Below are 19,699 nucleotides of genomic sequence, written 5' to 3' on the forward strand. Positions count from 1 at the left end.
TGTTACATCCCCTTCTTTAAGAAGAATAAGGCTATATTATTCTTATTTTTTAATAATTCTATTCTAGCATCATTCTCTTTTATCTTTGAATCTGTTAAGTCTTTATAGCTTATATTACCCACGCTATACTTAACCTTATTTATTTTATATATTTTTTCTTGTAAACTTAATTTTTGTTCTAATACTCTGTTGTAACGCATAAGAGCATTATATTTTTTTAGTATATCATTGCTAGTTAAAACTTTAGCCTTTTTTACATATCCCATTTTGGCTTCAGTAATATCACTACCATCTACTTTAAATGACTTATTAACTCTAAATCCTATACCGAAGTTTTTAGATTCGAAGGTATAGGTTGAGTATAGATTCATATCTGGTAAAAGTTTATGAATTCTATATTGTTTAGCTAATTCTTCTTGTATGTGATGTTTTTCGTTTTGTTCTCTGACATACTTTTCAATTTTTTCATTATCCACTTCTTTTATATCAAAGTCTTCTATATTTTCAATTGATTCATTATATCCATATTCATGCAATTGATCTAATAAGTCGTTTGCTTCATCCTTAGTACTTTCAATCTTTTCTTGGAAAGTCAATAAGTCTACTAATAAAGACTCATAATCTATTTTTGAAATCTTACCTACACTGTATTCAGTTTTAAATATTTTTCTATCACTATTAAGTTTATTTATCATTTCACTTAAGTATTCAAGTTCGTGTTTTTTAATTATTAGATTTGAATAAATATCTAAAATATTGTTGTATTCTTCTAGAACTCTTTCCTTATTTTCATAATATTCATTAATTGATAGGTATTTTTTGCTTAAAAAGAAGTCTTTTAAATTTTTGGAAATTCCTATTGTATTTGAAAGACCTTGATTATGATCTTGATTATATCCCAAACTATATGATAATACTCCAAATGTTACTGTATTTTTAAATGAAAATTTGTTATTAGTATCAAAGTCAAGATTAAATTCTTCATTTACATCATTAAAGTCATATAATTTTGCACCTAAACGTTTTTGTTTTTCATATTTTGTAAAGTTAGGTGGTGTTGGTATATTAGCTAGAGTAATATACGGAATAAGAGTAAGTGAAAAAACTATAAACCTAGTTTTCATAAAGCCTCCTTAATTGAAAATCTTATTCTTTTTAGTGATTAGATCATATCCCCAAAGTATAAAGTAAATTAGAGAAAATACTATTAATTTAAGAAATATATTGTGGAGATATGAAGAAACCTTCACACATATTAGAGAAAAAATTAGTGCTTTTCCAGTAAAAATTAGATATTTTTTTAGTGAAAAATCTATATATTGAATTTTTACAGAGACAAATAATATTAAAAAATTTATCATTGCTGAGCAAGTTGTTGCTAAAGTAATACCCACATGTGCATAATTCTTGTATAGCATATAGTCTAAGAATATATTTATTGCAATAGAAATAAATGAAGCTATAACAGGAATTTTTCTGTTTTTATGAACATAATGTGCTCTTGTTAAAAGGTGGTTTGTTGAGAAAAATAGTAAACCTAGAGAATAGCACTTAAGTATTTCTGAGGTCATTAGTATACTATTTTTATTAAATTTACCATAACCAAATATTAGTTTAATAATATCATTAGAGAAAAAGAATAATGCTACTAATGAAGGAATTATTAAAAATACAAGCATATTAAGTCCCTTTGTGAAAATACTTTTTTCTAAGTCTGTATTTTCTTTGACAACTGCTAGAGATAAACTTGGGAATATTACAACAGATAATGATATTGCAAATACTCCAACTGGTAATAGGTATAGTCTACTAGCATAATTTATTGCACTTATTGTACCAACTTTTAAATAGGCAGCAAAGTTAGTATCAACTAACTCATTTATTTGATAACCAAATATTCCAATTAATGTAGGGAACATTAGTCTAAAGAACTCTTTAACGTAAGGGTCTTTAATATTTATCGTAAACTTATATGTCTTTATTATTTTAATAAAGCTTGGAACTTGTATTAAAAATTGAAATACACCAGATAGTAAGAAACTTATTGCAAGTCCTACTATTCCTATTGTTTTGTATGATAAAAGTGTTCCAGTAATTATTGTGATGTTAAATACTAATGCTGTTGATGTAGAAACAATAAATTTTTTATGATTATTTAAAAATGAAGCAATTACTCCTGATAAAGCAATGAATATTAAGTAACCTGCCATAATTTTAAGTAATATATTAGCAGTTTGCATTCTTTGTGTATCTGTAAAACCAATTAAGTATTTAAGTATAAACTTCGAGAAAATTATTGTTATTATTGATGTTGTTAATGTAAAATTGAATACTAAATTCATTATTGAATAAACAAAATCATTAGCACTTTTTACACCAAGTTTTTCTTTTTTTTCTGTATATAGTGGTATGAAAACTGTACCAAGTGACCCCTCACCTAGTAAAGTTGTAAAAAAATTAGATATTTTTGCACTTGCAAAATATGCATCTGTTAGTCCTGTACTACCGTAAAAATATGCTACAAGTATCTCTCTTATTAGACCGAGTATTCTACTCAACATATTTATACCCATAACTATGAATCCTGATTTAAACATTAATAATCCCTTCTTATTGAAAAACTATTTTCTTCTATTATTATATCCAATAAGTTTTCTTTGTACAGTTCTAATATTGCTGTAAATAGGACAACTATACATTTTTTGGAAAACTTACCGTTAAGTAGATCTATAAAATTAGTTTTTGTGTTTATTGGTACTTTATTTATTATACTTATAGCATCTTCTTTTGTAAAATCTTCTTCTGTATCTATTTTGATACTATTCTTATTACCAACCAACTTTAAAACAATATTATTCAAGCAATCTTGTAAGTTTTTACTAGATAATATGGTATTATCATGTTCTATTATATACGAATCATAATCCATATCACCTTGTTTAGAAAAAGTTCTAAAGTATCTATCTTCATTGTTAGAAAATATTTCAGAAAATTCTTTAAATAATTTATACTCTTTTAATCTACTTTCAAGTCTTACCTTATTTTCATTAAGCGTATCTTTTCTTAGAATAGAAAAAGCCTTAATTTCAATAAGTATAGAAGCCATTTGCAAGAATTCTACTTTAACTTTCAGATTATTTTTCTCATAGGTATTAATAATATCTAAATACTCGTCTATAACTTCGCTTATACTAATATTTTGTATATCCATCTTTTTTTCTTCAATTAAGTGCAATAAAAGGTCTAATGGACCTTCAAAATTTTCAATTTTGATTGTAATCATCAGCAATAGACCTCCACATTTTTTTATCACTACTTATTTGTTCTTTTAATTGTTCTAAACTATCAAACTTTTTTTCATGTCTTAGCATTTTTAGTATAGAAATAGTTATACACTTACCATATATGTCTTCATTAAAATCTAAAATATTAGCTTCTGCTGTTATGGTATCAGTAGTATTAACAGTAGGATTTTTCCCTATATTCATTATTGCTGTATATATTTTTTCGTCACCATCTATAGTTAGTTTAACTCCATAAACACCTAGGGGTATAGATACCTTAAGTGCATTAGGACGTATATTAGCAGTGGGAAAACCTATAGTTCTACCTAATTTTTTACCATGTATTACTACACCTGAAATTTTATATGCTTTACCTAATAGCTTATTTGCAAGTTCAATATTACCTTGTTCTAAAAAACTTCGTATTACACTACTGGATGTGATAATATCATCAACTTTTATCTCATCTACTATAGTAGTATCTATTAATTTTGATAAGGTATGAATATTTCCTGACTTATTTACACCAAATGTGTAGTTATATCCACAAAATACCTTTTTTGCTTTTAGTGTGTGCATTAAAATTTCTGTTACAAATTCACTTGGTGTGTAGTTCTTTACATTGTAAAAATCATCAACAAAAATTTTATCAACTCCTAATTTTTTGATCTCATTAATTTTTTCTGTTACTGTCATTATATATTTTTTATTATTAGGTAAGGTCGAAAATGTGTATACAACAGTTTCATAACCATTTTTTTTAGCAAAATCAATTGCTTTTTTTATCAATCTTTGATGGCCCATATGAACTCCATCAAAATTACCTAAAATTGCTACTCTATCCATAAATTACCCCTTTTTTTAGGTTTATTATATCATAAAATAGATAAAATAGCTATTACACTTATATAGTAACATATAAAAGTGTGTTAGTCAATATGCTATTGAGTTTTTTTATTTTAAAGCTATAATCTTAGTGGAGGTTGGTATGAAACTTGAACACGAACATGATTTAGATCACTGTCCTTGTTGTTCTACTGGAGATTATTCAGAATTATTCTCTAAAAAGAAAAGTGAAAAAAGAACAAATTTAAGGATGGGTATCTTATACTTTATATTTATTTGTTTATCAGCAATTAATACATATATGACTGCTACAGCAATAGTTATATCTTGTATTATAATCGCATATTTTGGTATAAAAAAAGATAAGGATCATTTTATTAGAAGCCTATTTTTAATAGTATTTTGCATATTAGGTTATGTTATAAAAAAAGCTGGATAGTAAATCCAGTTTTTTTATATATTCTCTTCCTTAATTTCTGTATTATCTACATAAATAAATGGTAGATAAGTTACTATCATTGATGTCATAAATAGTAAAGTGTATAGTACTGCATATAAATTCAATGGCTTTATAAAATTAACTGCAGATATTACATAGTCATTTAAGAACATAAAGTTAGTGCCAAAGTGATTATTATATACTCTTGCAATACATGAAAGTATTAAATAAAGCACTAAAGATACATAAAGTCCTTTTTTTGTAACTTTTGCGTTTAATAATATAAATGCATAAGTAACTGCTAATATTTCTAATATATGTGTTCCAATAAAAACGTAGATGTAGAATCTATACATATATGGATTAGTATTAGGTAATATTACAGCTAATATAGCTCCTGTAAAATAGAAATAAACTATATTAAAAATTAAGTTATTATTCGTTAATAGGTATATACCAGCTAGAATTAAGCTGATATTGCAAAGGTTTAAAGGCATAGTGCTATACCAAGGTTCACGCTCAAAAACTATTCTAAAATATATGTCAAAGACCTTAGCAAATAACATAAATATTCCTAAAAGTTTTGTGTATATTCCTTTTTCAAGCCCTTTTTTTAAAAGAGGTATAAGTATTATTATAAATGAGATAAATATCCATGTAAGTAATGCATGAATATGTAAAGGTTCAAAATATCTAAAACTATGCATTAATCATAAGGTAGAATATTTAAATCTACCATCCTATGCTCTAATTTATCACAGAATTCATCATATTCATCATCATCAATTTTTGTTATGTAAATAAATACCTCATTATCTATATTAAATTTTTTAATTGTCCTAACAAGTAATTCATAAAAGTATCCAGTTATTGAGTAGTCAGGACCTATATACTTATATTCTCCAAAATGGTTTGTTACCTCGTTGTAAATAAATTCTAATGCTTCCCTATTAAAGTTAGTTTCGTACATATTTACCCCTCTTTCAAGGTATTATATCATTAATTACAATTTTTTGTAAACCATAAAAATAAGCATATAATAACTCAAGACTAGGCTTTGTTGGTAAAAAAATGTTGAATAATATTAAAAATATTAAAATAGTAAATAAAGGTATAAATATAGTGTTTATTATAAATGACAGTAAATAGATTTTTTTAAAGAAAAGGTAGTTTAAAGGCAATAATACGACTTGCATACAAAGATTTTTAACTAATATATTCTTTATAGGTATATAAATAATACAAAATGTACAAGCATAAGTAAGTATAAAGCTATACTCTGCTATTTGATATGGGTTATATATCACATTAGCTAACAAGGATATTAAAAAGGCTCTTCTACTATCAATACTTTCATATAGAATTTTTGATATGATAAGTAAAAGTATCATTATATACGCTCTTGTAATTGAAGGTGTAAAACCAACAACTAATGAATAAACAGTTAGAAAAATCAGTGAAATAAACTCTCTTATTCTAAAATTACAATATCTAAATAGTGATAGTATAAAAGAATATATTATAGACATATGTAAACCAGATATAGTTATAAGGTGCATAAGCCCTATTGCTTTAAATCTTGACTTTAGTTTGGTATCTAAATAATACTTCTCATTTAGTAATATTGCTTTTGAGAAATAGTACAAATCATTATTGAAGATTTTTCTTAATCTTCTATCTAAGCTTTTTCGCAAAAAATTAAAATAGCTTTCTCTTGTACCTATTAATTCATCATTTTCAAAATAGAGGGTATATGAACCACTACCCTCTAAATTATATAAATTGTAATCTTGCTCTTTTTTCATTAGCAATTTACCATTAATTTTTTTTACAATCACATTATCACCATCTACATATACTGATTTTGTATGAACTTCTTCGTTATTATACGTATACAGGTATAGGTAAATTGGATATATGAATATAAAAAGAAAAATAGCAAAGCTTTTAGCCTTCATGATTTAGTACCGCAAGATTTAAACCATTAGTTGTATTGTATGTTATAGTATCATAAATCTTCTTACTTTTTTTATCCTTAATGATTATTGTAAAACCTTTATCCAAGTTATTTTTCTTAGTCATTGTACGAGTAAAATTATTACTACTGTTTTTACATTCATATAAGAATACATCATCAAGTTTTAAGGTATTGTTAATATAATCGATTTGACTATTATCTAAGTTAAACCGTATATTATACTCCTTATCATCCACTAAAGACTTTTTTTGTGTATAGTTAACAGCATTAATTATCTTTGTTTTAACATTGTGACTTCTTGCCCTATTAATATTGTATGTATAATTGCTGACAATAAGGTAACTAGTTGCAACAAACAAAAAGGCTGCTAAACTAAGTTCAATTAACTTCATATTTGTCCCCCTAATACTCTAGTTTGGACAATCTTTCATAATATTCAAAACGTTTTATAGCATCATTTTTATTAATTTCTAGTATACGTTCTGCTTCACTAGGATTTTCCTTAACTAGACGTGAAAATCTATTTTCATTCATTAAGAAGTCTTGGTACTTATCCCAATTAGGACGTTTAAAATCTATTTGTAGGGGGTTTTTACCCTTTTCTATTAAAGAAGGGTTATATCTCAATAGATTCCAATATCCAACTTCAACTGCGAGTTTTTCTTCATTTTGGCTAGATAAACCACCTTTTTGACCATGTTCTATACATGGACAATATGCAATTATTAGTGATGGACCATCATATTCATAAGCTTCTTTAAAAGCTTTAATGGTTTGATTTTGGTTTGCACCCATGGAAATTTTGGCAACATAAACATTTTCATATGTCATCATTAGTGCGGCTAAGTCCTTCTTATTAGTTCTTTTACCACCAGCAGCAAATTTTGCTATACCACCAAGAGGTGTAGCCTTAGATGCTTGACCGCCTGTATTTGAGTAAACTTCTGTATCAAGTACTAACACATTAACGTTTACACCACTAGCAAGTACATGGTCTAATCCACCATATCCAATGTCATATGCCCATCCATCACCACCTATAATCCATATTGATTTTTTTAGTAAATAGCGTCTATAGTTATATATCTTAGCTAATACTTCGTTATTCATTTTTTCTTTTTCTAACACTTCGATTAATTTTCTTATATTTTCATCATTTTGTTCATTGAAGAAAATATTAAGTTCATTTTGTAGTTGTTCACTACCAATTTTTTCGTTAATTGCTTGAGATATGAGGGTAAGTGCTTCTCTTCTTACCGTTTCACTACCTTCAAATAGTCCATATCCATATTCAGCATTATCTTCAAATAAGCTTGAAGCCCATGCTGGTCCTCTACCACAACTATTTGTTGTCATAGCAGTTGAAGGTGCAGATGCAGTGTATATAGACGAACAACCAGTTGCATTTGCAACTATCATATTTTCACCATAAAGTTGTGTTAATAGTTTAATATATGGTGTTTCACCACAACCAGCACAAGCACCAGAAAATTCAAATAAAGGCTTTTTAAATTGAGAACCTTTTACTGATGCATCAGGTAATGGTGTTTTCTTATACGTTACATTCTCATATATATATCTTGCATTTTGATCTGTACCATTTTCAATTTCTTCTTCTATGGGTACCATTTCTAATGCCTTATTCTTTACTGGACATACATCAACACAGGCTCTACATCCAGTACAGTCTTCAGGAGAAACTTGTATAACAAATCTATAATTTTCCATTCCTCTACCTACAGGTTTTAGAGTTTGTATAACATTTGGTACTTTTTTTAACTCCTCATCATCTAAAAGGAAAGGTCTAATTGTTGCATGTGGGCAAACAAAAGCACATTGGTTACATTGTATACATGCCTCAGGTCTCCAACGTGGCACCATAGTTGCAATATTTCTTTTTTCTAATGCACTAGATCCAGGCATAAATGTACCGTCTTCATAGCCTTTAAATGCTGATACAGGTATTTCATTACCATGTAATGAATTTATAGGATTCATTATCTTTTGCATGAAAGTAGTTAGTTTCATTTCTTTCATAATTAATTCTAGATGTTTCCATGCAGGATTTACTTCTATTTCTTCTACCCTATCTCCTAAGTCTATAGCATCATAATTTTTTTGTATAAATTCTGTACCTTTTTTTGAATAAACATTTTTTGCAAATTCTTTCATATATTTTTTTGCTGTTTCAAAATCTAGTATATTTATTAATTTAAAGAATGCTGACTGCATTATGGTGTTAATCTTTGTTCCCATCTTTAATTCAAATGACATTTTTGTTGCGTTTATAATATACAACTTAATAGATTTTTCAGCTAATTTCTTTTTAAAGTCATCTGGTAATTTTTGTTTTATTGTTTCTTTATCATATAGTGTATTAAGTAAGAATATTCCACCATCTTTAATATTTTCTAAAAGATCATACTTTGTTAAATATGCAAAGCTAGAACAACTTACAAAACTAGGCTTTTCTATTAAATATGGTGAATTAATAGGTTTTTTAGAAATCCTTACATATGATCTGGTTAATCCACCTTCTTTTTTTGAATCATATGAGAAGAAACCTTGAACATAAAGGTCTGTATGGTCACCTAATATCTTTAGTGTATTCTTATTAGCACTTACAGTTCCATCTGAACCTAGTCCATAAAAAATACATTCTATATCTTCCTTTTCTATATCAAAATCCTTTGTAGTTGCTAGTGATTTAAATGTAACATCATCTATTATACCTATAGTAAAATCATTTTTAGGTTCATCTTGGAATAAGTTTTCAAAGATGCTCATAATATGGCTAGGATTAGTATTTTTAGATGATAATCCATAACGACCACCAACAATTATTGGATGTAAGTCGCTTGCATAAAAAGCGTTACGTATATCAAGGTATAGGGGCTCAGAAGCTCCTGGTTCTTTTGTTCTATCTAATACAGCTATTTTTTTTACTGTTTTTGGTACTACATTAAATAAATATTTTGTAGAAAAAGGTCTATATAAATGAACGCTAATAGCTCCAACTTTCATACCTTTTTTTACTAAATATTCTACTACTTCTCTAATTGTTTGTGTTACAGATCCCATTGCAATTATTATATACTCTGCATCAGGTGCACCATGGTATACAAAGGGTTTGTACTCTCTTCCAGTTAAGTCTTTAATTTTTTTCATGTAATCATTAACGATATCTGGTAAATTTTCATAAAAAAGATTTTGTGATTCTCTTACTTGGAAAAAGATATCTTCAGTTTGTGAAGTACCACGTATAACAGGGTTTTCAGGGTTTAGTGATCTATTTCTAAATTTCGCTATTGCATCATTATCTACTAAAGATTTAAGGTCATCATATGAAAGTACATCTACTTTTTGTATTTCATGTGAAGTTCTAAATCCATCAAAAAAGTGCATAAAAGGTACTCTTCCTTTTATGGTAGATAAGTGTGCAATTGGTGCAATATCCATAACTTCTTGTACTGAGCCACTCGCTAGTATTGCAAATCCTGTAGTTCTTGCACTATATACATCTTGATGATCGCAAAAAATTGATAGGGCATGAGTTGATATACTTCTTGATGCTACGTGTATAACACCTGGAAGTAATTCACCTGATATTTTGAACATATTTGGTATTTTTAATAATAACCCTTGCGATGCTGTAAAAGTTGTTGCTAAAGCTCCTGATTGTAATGCACCATGAACAACAGCAATAGCTCCTGCTTCAGACTGCATTTCTATTAATTTTACAGGTTGACCGAAGATGTTTTTCTTTCCTTTATTAGCCCAATCATCAATGTATTCTGACATTGTTGATGAAGGTGTAATAGGATATATAGCTGCAAGCTCTGTGAAAGCATAAGCAATATATGCGGCGGCTTGATTACCGTCCATAGTCTTCAACTTCATTCCTCCTAACTAGGCAATTAGTTATATCGCAATAGTTCTTATACAGTTATTATATCAACATTTAAAAAAAAATGGAAGAAAAATCTTCCATTATATGTAAAGTAATATGTATGGTAGTGCTGAGAATAATAAGTATATTGATATTAATAATTTGTGTATATATATTAAATTGTCATCTATACCTCTAAATAGAATTAAAAGTATACTTACAACTACAAGAAACCCTATATTTACATATGGATAATACGTTCTTTCACATACAGTTAAGTAAAATGGTAATAATACTGATAACTTATACGTAAAGAAAGAAAAAATTATGCTTATCCACTCTATAAATAGAACAAATATAGATATATAGTTTATTTCCTTCAATTTTGAAAATAGACCTAAAAATAGTATTATTGCAAGTATAAACTTTAAAAATATTAAAAGTATTGCAATATATGTAATTATCAACATATGAATATACTCCTTTTTACACTAAATGATATCCTATGAATAATCCTACATAGTTTCCAATAACATACCCTAAAGTTCCTACTAACATAATAGGTGCTACATATTTCTTCCAACCTTTAGACATTGCCATAGCAACTGCTGTAGTAGGTCCACCAATATTAGCATTAGAAACTAATATGGCTTCTTCTAAACTAAATCCAAGTATTTTAGCAAAGAATAAAGTTACTATCATGTTTATTACAACTATTATCAAACAGAACACTAGAAGTAATGGTGAATTTTTAATAATAGATGTTACTGATGCAGGAATACCTATTACAACAAAGAATATATATATTAAAAATGTTCCTAGTTCTTGTGTACCAGATAGGCTTTCAAAGAATTTTGAAAATACTGTTGCACATAAGACACTAATTGTTGTAAGTATTAGGTACTTATTACCTATAAATAATGCAAAGCTATTATTAAAATCACCTAAGATTATATCAGAAATTTTAAATGATACTGTAACTATCACTATACTAGCAGCAAAAGATAATGCTAAGTCCTTTAAGCTAATTGAAGCTTTTTTATTCTCCATACTTATACAACTTTCTTCTTCTTTTGTATACTCTCTTTTAAAGTGCTTATTAAAGAATTTTAAGCTAGGCATAGTAATTAATACTAAAAAGTATAGTACCATTAATAGATTATCACTTACAATAGTTGCAGAAACTAGTTTTGGATCTATTTTTAAACTAGTTGATACTGCTACGAAATTTACTCCTCCACCTATATATGAAGCAGTCATTGCACCAGCAATGGAATTAAGAGAAGGAATATATTTATGTAGTAATACATATGCTACAATTGCTCCAACTGTTGTTCCTACTGAACTTAGTAAAAATATTATAATAAGGCGTTGACTTTGCTTATATATTTGTAAAAGATTACATTGAAATAAAAGTAATGGTATAGCTAGTGGTACTATGTATGACCAAACAGTATCGTATACTGTAGATTCTATTGGTATAATACCTAAGTTTGATAATGATAAAGCACAAACTAATGCAATAATAGCTCCACTAATTTTTGCTGCTACTGTGTATGTTTGTTCCAAATAAATACTTAACGCTGTTATAACGAGGATTATAGACCATAAGGTCCAAATATTATCTCCAAGTATCATGAAAAACCTCCATAAATTTAATACATCAAATGATATAATAAATATGAAGGTTTGTCAATATTTTAATTCTTATATAGTTTTTCATATAATTTTGCAGCAATATTCCAAGAATTGTCAGTATTTAAACAGTTATTTCTTAAGATATTGAAGTTTTCTTTTTGCTCAAAATATATTTTTTTGGCATATCGTATAGTGTATAGCATATCATCGGCATTGAAATTAGAAAATGTAAAGCCATTACCTTTCTTCGTTCCAGTGTCAAATGCTTTAACAGTATCTTTTAATCCTCCTGTTTCTCTAACTATAGGAACAGTTCCATATCTCATTGCTATCATTTGAGATAGTCCACAAGGTTCATATCTTGATGGCATTAAAAGACAATCTGAACCTTTATATGTAAGTAATGCTAATTCTTCACTATTACCCATATATGTTTTAATCTTATCAGGGTATTTACTTTCTAAATAGCTAAAGAAGTTTTCATAGTATTTATTACCAGTTCCTATTATTATTACAGAAATTTTATCGTGTATAAGGATATCTTCTAGCCTTGCTACTATTAAATCAATTCCCTTACCTTCAACTAAACGTGATATGACACAAATTAGCATATTGCCATTATCAGGTAAGTTAAAAGTATTTAATAATTTTGTCTTATATTCTTTTTTATTATCTATAGGCTTATAGTAGTCATAGTCTATTCCATTTAATATACCTAATATATTTTTCTTATTTGTTATCCATTCGAGTCCTTGTGCAAAGTATGGATATTTTATTTCTTTTGCATAAGTAGGGCTAACAGTATTCACAACATCTGAGTATTCTATCCCTATTTCCATAAAATTAAGATTATATCTATCTGTCATATATCCTAACTTATTGAAAGAATAATTATTAAATTTACCTTGATATAGTAAGTTATGTATAGTGTATACTGTTTTTGTAGGAATATGGTATCTTGTTTTCATAAAATATGGAAATACACCTGTTTGCCAATCATTACAGTGTATTACATCAAATTCAAGACCTAATTTAATTAAGAACTTTAGTATTGCTTCACAAAAATTAGTATATTGTACATCCTCATCAAGATCACCATAAATATGTCCTCTTTCAAAAAATGTTCTATTTTCAATGAAGTAGTAATTAATTCCATCTTGTACTAAGGTATATAGATTATATATTTCATCATGTATTTGTATGCTATTAACATATTTCATCTTATCCTTATATACCTTTGGTATTAAATCATATTTAGGAAGGAATAAGGAAATTTCATGTCCTAATCCTCTCATTTTTCTTGGCAATGCATACATTACATCAGCTAGTCCACCTGTTTTTACAAATGGATAAGCCTCCGAACATAAGTATAGAATTTTCATTTTATTGTTTCTCCGCTCTTTATTTTAGTATTACTATCTATTTTCATATTAGAATAAATTCTAATATTACGTCCGATAATTACATTATCACCCACCATAGTGTTCTTTCCTAAAACACTAAGACCTGTATAAAGTAAATCTGGCTTTTCTATATTATGTGTGTAATCGTCGCCATATCCTATTAAACTAAATTTACCTATATTTACATATTTATCAATTATAGCATAATCGATATGTGCATTTTCCGATACATAAGTTCCTTCAAATATTATAGAGTTTGTAACTGTAGATCCTACTCTAACTGTTACTCCAGGACCCAATACAGAATTTTCAACTCTACCCTCAATTTTACAACCATCACAAACCAACGAATTAATTATACTTCCAGTTTCACCTATTCTAACTGGTGCAGAATTTATACTTTTTGTATAAATTTTCCAATCTTTATCATATAGGTTAATCCCTACTTCTTCAGATTTTTTTATTAAGTCTAGGTTAGCTTCATGGTATGATTCGTATGTTCCAATATCCATCCAATAACCTTCAAAGTAGTGTGCATAAACTTTTTCATTGTTTTTAAGCATTTCTGGTATTATATCCTTACCAAAGTCAAGTTCAACTTGTTTTGATGCTAATAGATAATCCAATAAGATTTCAGTGTTAAAAATGTATATACCCATAGAAGCAAGATTACTCTTAGGTTTACTTGGCTTTTCTTCAAATGAAGTTATACGATTTGTTTCATCTGTTCCTAATATTCCAAATCTTTTTGCTTGATTTTCAGGAACTTTATGTACAGCAACCGTTAAACTTGCATCATTTTTCTTATGATTTTCTAACATTTTTGAATAATTCATCTTATATATGTGGTCACCTGATAAAATAAGTACATATTTAGGCATTTGATGACGGATAAATCTAATATTTTGTCTTATCGCATCGGCTGTACCGTGATACCACTCTATTGATCCACTAGCATTTTGAAATGGTTGTAATAGTGTAACAGATGTATCACGTCTGTCTAAATCCCATGGTTTACCTGCACCTATGTGTTCATTTAACGATAAGGGCAAATATTGTGTTAAAAGTGCAACATTATATATTCCTGAGTTGCTACAATTACTTAGTGCAAAATCTATAATTCTAAATTTTCCAGCAAATGGGACGCTTGGTTTTACTCTATTTTGTGATAGAATGTCTAATCTTGACCCTCTACCACCAGCTAAAATCATTGCAAGTACTTCCATATTATCACTCCTCACATTTAGTTTACCACATTTTTTAAAAAATAATAGACAAAATTTTGGTTTTTACAGAAAAATTTTTAAATTCTTCTGTATTCTCTATTATATTTTTATAATTGTCGAGTTGTTGTTGGTAAGTTTCTGATAATTCTGCATCTTTTTTAGTCTTATAGTCATAAATTATTATTTCATTATTTTTTCTATCAACATTCATTCTATCTATTCTAAATTTATTTCCCATACTATCTTCTATTTCATATTCATTGTATACCTCAAATTGGTCAGCAAATATATGTTCATATTTTTTTATATACTCTGTACATGCCTTATAGATTTTATCAGTTAATATTGGACCAACAAGATTAGCATATTTTCTCAAAAACATAGAATAAGCAAAGTCTATATCTTTTTTAGTCTTAATATTTTCCATGAAATAGTGTACAGCAAGACCTTTTTTTCTACTTATTTCCTTAGAAATTGAGGTGTTCTCATAATTTTTTTTCTTATACTCCGTAACACCAAAGAAATCTTTATTTGTAAACATAGCTGTACTAGTATTTTGTTCTACAATATCACTGTTTTCTATTTTACCTATTTCATAGTCTGAAAATATTCCTAGGCTTTTTTTATCTGGGATAATAATTAGGTTCTTTTTCGCTCTTGTTAGGGCTACATATATTAGGTTATAGAATTCTAACTTTTCTTTTTCTTGATAAATATTTATATATTTTTCAAATTGAGTAAGAACAATATATTTTTTCTTTTTTAAGAATATTACATTATCCTCTGTCTTAACGAGGGTAAATTTAGCAAAGTTTTCTTCACTATATTTTACAGGTACATAAACACTATCATATTCTAGACCCTTAGACTTATGCATAGTAATTAGGCTAACACCATTTTCTATACTAGCACTATCTTTTAAAATATTTTTACCCTTAGTTTTGAAGTAGTCATAAAATTCTTTTAAATTTGGATACTGATCAACTAGATTTAAAAATTTATTTATATTCAATATATCTTCATTATCATAGTTAATTCCATAACCAAATAGTTTTAAATATGTTTTTTTAAAATTATTTTTTGCTAGTTTTAATTTTTCTACTTCTAATACTTTTTTTCCATTAATTATTTCTTTTATTTGTTCTAATGTATATCCTACTAAGTCAGATCTTAAAAATTTAAATAAGGAATAACTATTAGTTGTTACTAGATAGTCAATTAAGTACATTAGATTTATGACATTTTTATCGTTATATAGCCTTATACTTTGTATAGATTCATAATGTATATTATTTTTTTCTAAATATTTTTTATATACATCAAGGTCACTATTTGTTCTTGCTAATATAGCGGTATTGGTGTATAGCTTATTTTCTACTAAGTGGTTAATAAGGTCATCGTTATTAAAGACTTTTACATAACCACCAGTTTTTTTACATAGGACCTTATCATAATTAAAATTAGGTATATCTTTAAAATAGTTATTAACATAGTCTATTATATTATTAGTACTTCTATAGCAAGTTGTTAATGTAGATCTTTTTATTGATATATCCTTAAATCTATCAGATAATATATTTTCAAGATTTCTAAATAGACTTACATCCCCTCCCCTAAATGAGTAAATAGCTTGTTTTTCGTCTCCTACTATGAAAAGTTTTTTTGCATATGTTACAAGACGTAAGATAATTTCAAACTGTATAGGGTCTGTATCTTGAAATTCATCTATCATGATAATATCTATATTTGGAAATACATCTACAGGATCTATATTATACTTATATGTATAAAAAGCCTTATCAGAAAATGTGAAATTATGATAGTTAAATTTTAATTTTTCATCAAGAGTATAGCAGATTTTAGCTAATTTCTTATACGCTATATTATATGGTATTATGACCTCGTTAATATAAATTTTAGCTAATTTAGGCACTAACTCTTCTTTGAAATATGTTTCAAATTCATTCTTTGCTCTTGATACTAGACCTGAAGTTGTAAAGTCTTCAAGCTCAGTTATATTATTAGCACTTAAAAAACTTTTAGCTAATTTTGTAAGATTAGTTTTATCACTAAGATATTGAATAATCTCACATTTTATTTCACAAAAATCTTCTACTCTTTCTCTTTGTACATTTGATAAATCATCAAGATAATTATATATATTAGGTCTATTTTCTAAGATATTATTAATTACATCATAGTATTTATCAATTTCTTTAGAGTTTTCATCTAGGTTATAGAAAGTTTTAAAAATTTTAAAATATTCTTTATTAGAGACTAAAGCATTCAATAATTTTTTTAGATATTCTACTGAATTAGTTTCTTCTGTTTCAAAGTTATATATATTATATCTAGGGCAAATAGTTTTAGTAAAAATTTTGTTAATAAAGCTATCATTTGTAAAAATTTTAATATTTTCAGAATTCTTTAACATATTTTCATATGCTTTTTTTAGATTTTTATAGTCTATTTGTGTAGACATACTAGCTAGTATATCTTCATAACCAGGTTCTTTAAATATTATTTTTTTCAAAAATATTATTATTCTTTCTCTAATTTCAGCAGTTGCTTTTTTTGTAAAAGTTATTACTAATATATTTTCAAAATTTACACCCTCATTTAAGGCTAAAAGATATTTTATAGCCATTGTATATGTCTTACCAGTACCAGCACTAGCACTTATTATATCACATTTCATAATCTGACCCCCTTAAAATATCTATTAGACCGTAGTTAATATCCTTAGCATCCATTTCTATTTTAGTTAATTTATTTATTTCATCTATACGTTTATTTAATTCTACTACTGTAATATTTTCATTTTCTTTTACACTATTTTTATTAAACGGAAAGTATAGATAGGTATCATTAATGTTCTTACCATTTAATTCATTAAAGAGTCTATATGCCATTAACTGATACTTTTGATGTTTATCAATTTTTTTATTATACTTACCTGTTTTAATATCCACTATATCTACACCATTTTCACTTTCTATTAATATATCTTGTCTTATATTAATATTTAAATTCTTATAGTCTAATAGTAGTTTTATTTCTGATAATAGGTTATTTTCCATATTATCTTTTAAAAATTTTAAAATACCACTTAAAACTGGTGTGAATAAAAGTGTGTTATATAGATTGAAGTAATCGGTTATAATATACGAACGGTATTGTTCAAGTACTTCGTCTTTTATTTTATCAAGATTATTGTACTCTTTTCTATTAATAGCAATTTCAAAGATTTTATGTACAATATTTCCTATTACATTAGCACCTATTGAAATTTCATCTACATTAATGTCTCTTATCTTATTTTTCTTTAAAAGATTTGAGAAATATATTTCTATATTCGATTCCATAAATTCATAGAAGTTGTATGCATTAATGTGTATATTATCAAATTCATTATTTAACGTAATATTATCTTTTTTTGTTAAGAATATTTCATTTTTCTCAATATTTCTAGGACTATATGCAGAATTTAAAAAGTCTATCTTTTCCTTTGGTGTATATGAAATATTTTTAATATCTATGTTAGTTTGGTAAATAAGATCTTTAAAAACAGAACAAACTTCTATATCTTCTTCTATATTTTGTATAAAAAAGAGTAAGACACTTTTTTTATTATACATTTTTCGAATATATGGATAGTACTTCTCATATTTCATATCTAGATTATTACTTAATTTTAATTTAGAACGTTGCAGATTAGAGAGTATGAAATTATTCTCTTTTTTCAATAAGTCATCTTGTAAATTAAGTAAAATTAATTCATCACTTTTTTCTACATTATTAATAGTTGAGAAAGAAAAATTAGTACTAGCTAGTTCTTTTTTGAAAGGTTTATCATTTAGATACTTGATTAATAATTTTAAATTAAATAGTTCATCATCTGATATATTAAATCCTTCAAAATCTTTTATGCTATTTATTTCTGTAAGAGCTTCAACAAAGATACTTGCTTCATCTGTATACGTATCTATTATCCTATCATATATTTCATCAAGACTAGTACTATGAATTTTATCTATTAAATCTGTGTTTATATACTTTTTAGAATTTTCCATATATGAATTAATCTTTTCTATCTCATCTTTTTTAATTTCAAAAAAATTAACAAAGTCTTTATCTAGAACTGCATAAAATATGGGATATATTAAATTATTATTTTCTAGTATATTATATATATGATTTAATAAGGTAACAGTCTTTGAAATATTAAACTTTCTATCAATTTTGTAGTCTAGTAAATTTTGCGAAACCTGCTTATATATTTTCTTATTATCAGAAAAATCTACAAGACTGATTTTTTCTTTTCTTTGAATATTATCTTGTAGGTATTGAGTTAAATATATTAAAAATGTGTCGGTATTATTAAATGAATATGCTTTAACATTATCTATTTTTTTATATGTAATATTTTTTAAAATATTATTTGTTTCATCATAATCTTCTTTACTGACATATAGGTGAAACTCTACAGGTATACCAAGATTATTTAAAATTTCTTTTTCTCTTTTCGATATATTAAAGATATTAATTAAGTAAAGTTTTGTATAGTTATTTACAATATGACAATCAAAATATTTTAAATATTTAGGACAATATTTTTTATTAGACTTCATCTTCGCATCTATTTTATATATTGTATCTATATATTTTTCTTGCCAACTATCTAATATATTAACTATATCTTCTTTTTCTATCATATTATTGTGTATATCTTGCATTAAATTATAGAAATTGTATGCAATATCTATACAGTCAAAATATTCCTTTATATTAAAAAGCTTTTTATCTTGATTATCAAGGGAATTATAGAAGAAGATAACTTCTTTTTCTTCTTTTAAATCAATCTTTTTAGTTATATGTATTCTATCAAAGAAATTATATAATTCGAGCTTGTTATTTAAAACAAGCTCAGTATTATCATTACCCTGTATATTAATTTTTTCTGTAATATCGTGGTAAATATATTCTATCATTATTC

At 26.3% G+C, this 19,699-nt stretch carries 16 protein-coding genes; 1 reads left to right on the top strand and 15 read right to left on the bottom strand.

The features are described 5' to 3' along the window. Window positions 1–2 precede the first annotated feature (2 nt). From VC03_RS03380 to VC03_RS03395, 4 genes are read right to left on the bottom strand one after another with little or no spacing between them, the layout of a single operon-like run. Entirely contained in the window at window positions 3–1,124 is a 1,122-nt protein-coding gene (locus VC03_RS03380; RefSeq protein WP_046328669.1) for a TolC family protein, read from the bottom strand. A 9-nt stretch (window positions 1,125–1,133) separates the two neighbouring features. Continuing rightward, window positions 1,134–2,597 (bottom strand): murein biosynthesis integral membrane protein MurJ, encoded by a 1,464-nt coding sequence (murJ, locus tag VC03_RS03385; protein WP_046328670.1) that lies wholly within the window; start codon window positions 2,595–2,597, stop codon window positions 1,134–1,136. Then, the gene (locus tag VC03_RS03390; protein ID WP_046328671.1) at window positions 2,597–3,283 is read right to left on the bottom strand and encodes a segregation and condensation protein A; all 687 of its coding nucleotides are present in this window, start codon (window positions 3,281–3,283) and stop codon (window positions 2,597–2,599) included. Before VC03_RS03390 ends, murJ begins: the two co-directional genes overlap by 1 nt. After that, entirely contained in the window at window positions 3,264–4,130 is an 867-nt protein-coding gene (locus VC03_RS03395; RefSeq protein ID WP_046328672.1) for a bifunctional riboflavin kinase/FAD synthetase, read from the bottom strand. The genes VC03_RS03390 and VC03_RS03395 overlap by 20 nt, the downstream gene beginning before the upstream one ends. Before the next feature lie 142 nt (window positions 4,131–4,272). On the opposite strand from VC03_RS03395, the gene VC03_RS03400 reads away from it, so the two are divergent. Continuing rightward, window positions 4,273–4,569: a hypothetical protein gene (locus VC03_RS03400; protein WP_046328673.1), complete on the top strand. Its 297-nt coding sequence runs from the start codon at window positions 4,273–4,275 to the stop codon at window positions 4,567–4,569. A 14-nt stretch (window positions 4,570–4,583) separates the two neighbouring features. On the opposite strand, the gene VC03_RS03405 is transcribed toward VC03_RS03400, so the two are convergent. The 11 genes from VC03_RS03405 to VC03_RS03455 form a co-directional block, all read right to left on the bottom strand. Continuing rightward, window positions 4,584–5,276, bottom strand: a complete 693-nt coding sequence (locus VC03_RS03405) for a YwaF family protein (protein WP_046328674.1) — start codon at window positions 5,274–5,276, stop codon at window positions 4,584–4,586. Beyond that, on the bottom strand, window positions 5,276–5,539 hold the full coding sequence (locus VC03_RS03410) for a hypothetical protein (RefSeq protein ID WP_046328675.1): 264 nt from the start codon (window positions 5,537–5,539) through the stop codon (window positions 5,276–5,278). Before VC03_RS03410 ends, VC03_RS03405 begins: the two co-directional genes overlap by 1 nt. 13 nt (window positions 5,540–5,552) lie before the next feature. Then, complete coding sequence (locus VC03_RS03415; protein WP_046328676.1) at window positions 5,553–6,527, bottom strand: ComEC/Rec2 family competence protein; 975 nt, start codon at window positions 6,525–6,527, stop codon at window positions 5,553–5,555. Next, window positions 6,517–6,939, bottom strand: coding sequence for a hypothetical protein (locus VC03_RS03420; protein WP_046328677.1), 423 nt, complete (start codon window positions 6,937–6,939; stop codon window positions 6,517–6,519). Before VC03_RS03420 ends, VC03_RS03415 begins: the two co-directional genes overlap by 11 nt. A gap of 10 nt (window positions 6,940–6,949) precedes the next feature. Next, window positions 6,950–10,447 (bottom strand): pyruvate:ferredoxin (flavodoxin) oxidoreductase, encoded by a 3,498-nt coding sequence (gene nifJ / locus VC03_RS03425; RefSeq protein WP_046328678.1) that lies wholly within the window; start codon window positions 10,445–10,447, stop codon window positions 6,950–6,952. 90 nt (window positions 10,448–10,537) lie between these two features. Further along, window positions 10,538–10,906 carry a hypothetical protein gene (locus VC03_RS03430; RefSeq protein WP_046328679.1) on the bottom strand — a complete coding sequence of 123 codons (369 nt, stop codon included), beginning with the start codon at window positions 10,904–10,906 and terminating at the stop codon, window positions 10,538–10,540. Between the two features lie 16 nt (window positions 10,907–10,922). After that, the gene (locus VC03_RS03435; protein ID WP_046328680.1) at window positions 10,923–12,074 is read right to left on the bottom strand and encodes a DUF819 family protein; all 1,152 of its coding nucleotides are present in this window, start codon (window positions 12,072–12,074) and stop codon (window positions 10,923–10,925) included. A 62-nt stretch (window positions 12,075–12,136) separates the two neighbouring features. Then, entirely contained in the window at window positions 12,137–13,456 is a 1,320-nt protein-coding gene (locus tag VC03_RS03440; RefSeq protein ID WP_046328681.1) for a glycogen synthase, read from the bottom strand. Further along, complete coding sequence (locus tag VC03_RS03445; protein WP_046328682.1) at window positions 13,453–14,703, bottom strand: glucose-1-phosphate adenylyltransferase; 1,251 nt, start codon at window positions 14,701–14,703, stop codon at window positions 13,453–13,455. Before VC03_RS03445 ends, VC03_RS03440 begins: the two co-directional genes overlap by 4 nt. Before the next feature lie 34 nt (window positions 14,704–14,737). Continuing rightward, on the bottom strand, window positions 14,738–17,401 hold the full coding sequence (locus tag VC03_RS03450; protein ID WP_046328683.1) for a UvrD-helicase domain-containing protein: 2,664 nt from the start codon (window positions 17,399–17,401) through the stop codon (window positions 14,738–14,740). Next, window positions 17,391–19,694 carry a PD-(D/E)XK nuclease family protein gene (locus VC03_RS03455; RefSeq protein ID WP_046328684.1) on the bottom strand — a complete coding sequence of 768 codons (2,304 nt, stop codon included), beginning with the start codon at window positions 19,692–19,694 and terminating at the stop codon, window positions 17,391–17,393. The genes VC03_RS03450 and VC03_RS03455 overlap by 11 nt, the downstream gene beginning before the upstream one ends. Window positions 19,695–19,699 lie beyond the last annotated feature (5 nt).

Source organism: Sneathia vaginalis (genome assembly GCF_000973085.1).
Lineage (GTDB): Bacteria > Fusobacteriota > Fusobacteriia > Fusobacteriales > Leptotrichiaceae > Sneathia > Sneathia vaginalis.

Bases quoted from the DNA above. Each gene is read 5' to 3' on its own strand.
- VC03_RS03440 (WP_046328681.1), bottom strand. From the start codon at position 13,456: ATGAAAATTCTATACTTATGTTCGGAGGCTTATCCATTTGTAAAAACA.
- VC03_RS03455 (WP_046328684.1), bottom strand. From the start codon at position 19,694: ATGATAGAATATATTTACCACGATATTACAGAAAAAATTAATATACAG.
- VC03_RS03410 (WP_046328675.1), bottom strand. From the start codon at position 5,539: ATGTACGAAACTAACTTTAATAGGGAAGCATTAGAATTTATTTACAAC.
- VC03_RS03430 (WP_046328679.1), bottom strand. From the start codon at position 10,906: ATGTTGATAATTACATATATTGCAATACTTTTAATATTTTTAAAGTTT.
- murJ (WP_046328670.1), bottom strand. From the start codon at position 2,597: ATGTTTAAATCAGGATTCATAGTTATGGGTATAAATATGTTGAGTAGA.
- VC03_RS03435 (WP_046328680.1), bottom strand. From the start codon at position 12,074: ATGATACTTGGAGATAATATTTGGACCTTATGGTCTATAATCCTCGTT.
- VC03_RS03400 (WP_046328673.1), top strand. From the start codon at position 4,273: ATGAAACTTGAACACGAACATGATTTAGATCACTGTCCTTGTTGTTCT.
- VC03_RS03415 (WP_046328676.1), bottom strand. From the start codon at position 6,527: ATGAAGGCTAAAAGCTTTGCTATTTTTCTTTTTATATTCATATATCCA.
- VC03_RS03445 (WP_046328682.1), bottom strand. From the start codon at position 14,703: ATGGAAGTACTTGCAATGATTTTAGCTGGTGGTAGAGGGTCAAGATTA.
- VC03_RS03420 (WP_046328677.1), bottom strand. From the start codon at position 6,939: ATGAAGTTAATTGAACTTAGTTTAGCAGCCTTTTTGTTTGTTGCAACT.
- nifJ (WP_046328678.1), bottom strand. From the start codon at position 10,447: ATGAAGTTGAAGACTATGGACGGTAATCAAGCCGCCGCATATATTGCT.
- VC03_RS03380 (WP_046328669.1), bottom strand. From the start codon at position 1,124: ATGAAAACTAGGTTTATAGTTTTTTCACTTACTCTTATTCCGTATATT.
- VC03_RS03450 (WP_046328683.1), bottom strand. From the start codon at position 17,401: ATGAAATGTGATATAATAAGTGCTAGTGCTGGTACTGGTAAGACATAT.
- VC03_RS03405 (WP_046328674.1), bottom strand. From the start codon at position 5,276: ATGCATAGTTTTAGATATTTTGAACCTTTACATATTCATGCATTACTT.
- VC03_RS03395 (WP_046328672.1), bottom strand. From the start codon at position 4,130: ATGGATAGAGTAGCAATTTTAGGTAATTTTGATGGAGTTCATATGGGC.
- VC03_RS03390 (WP_046328671.1), bottom strand. From the start codon at position 3,283: ATGATTACAATCAAAATTGAAAATTTTGAAGGTCCATTAGACCTTTTA.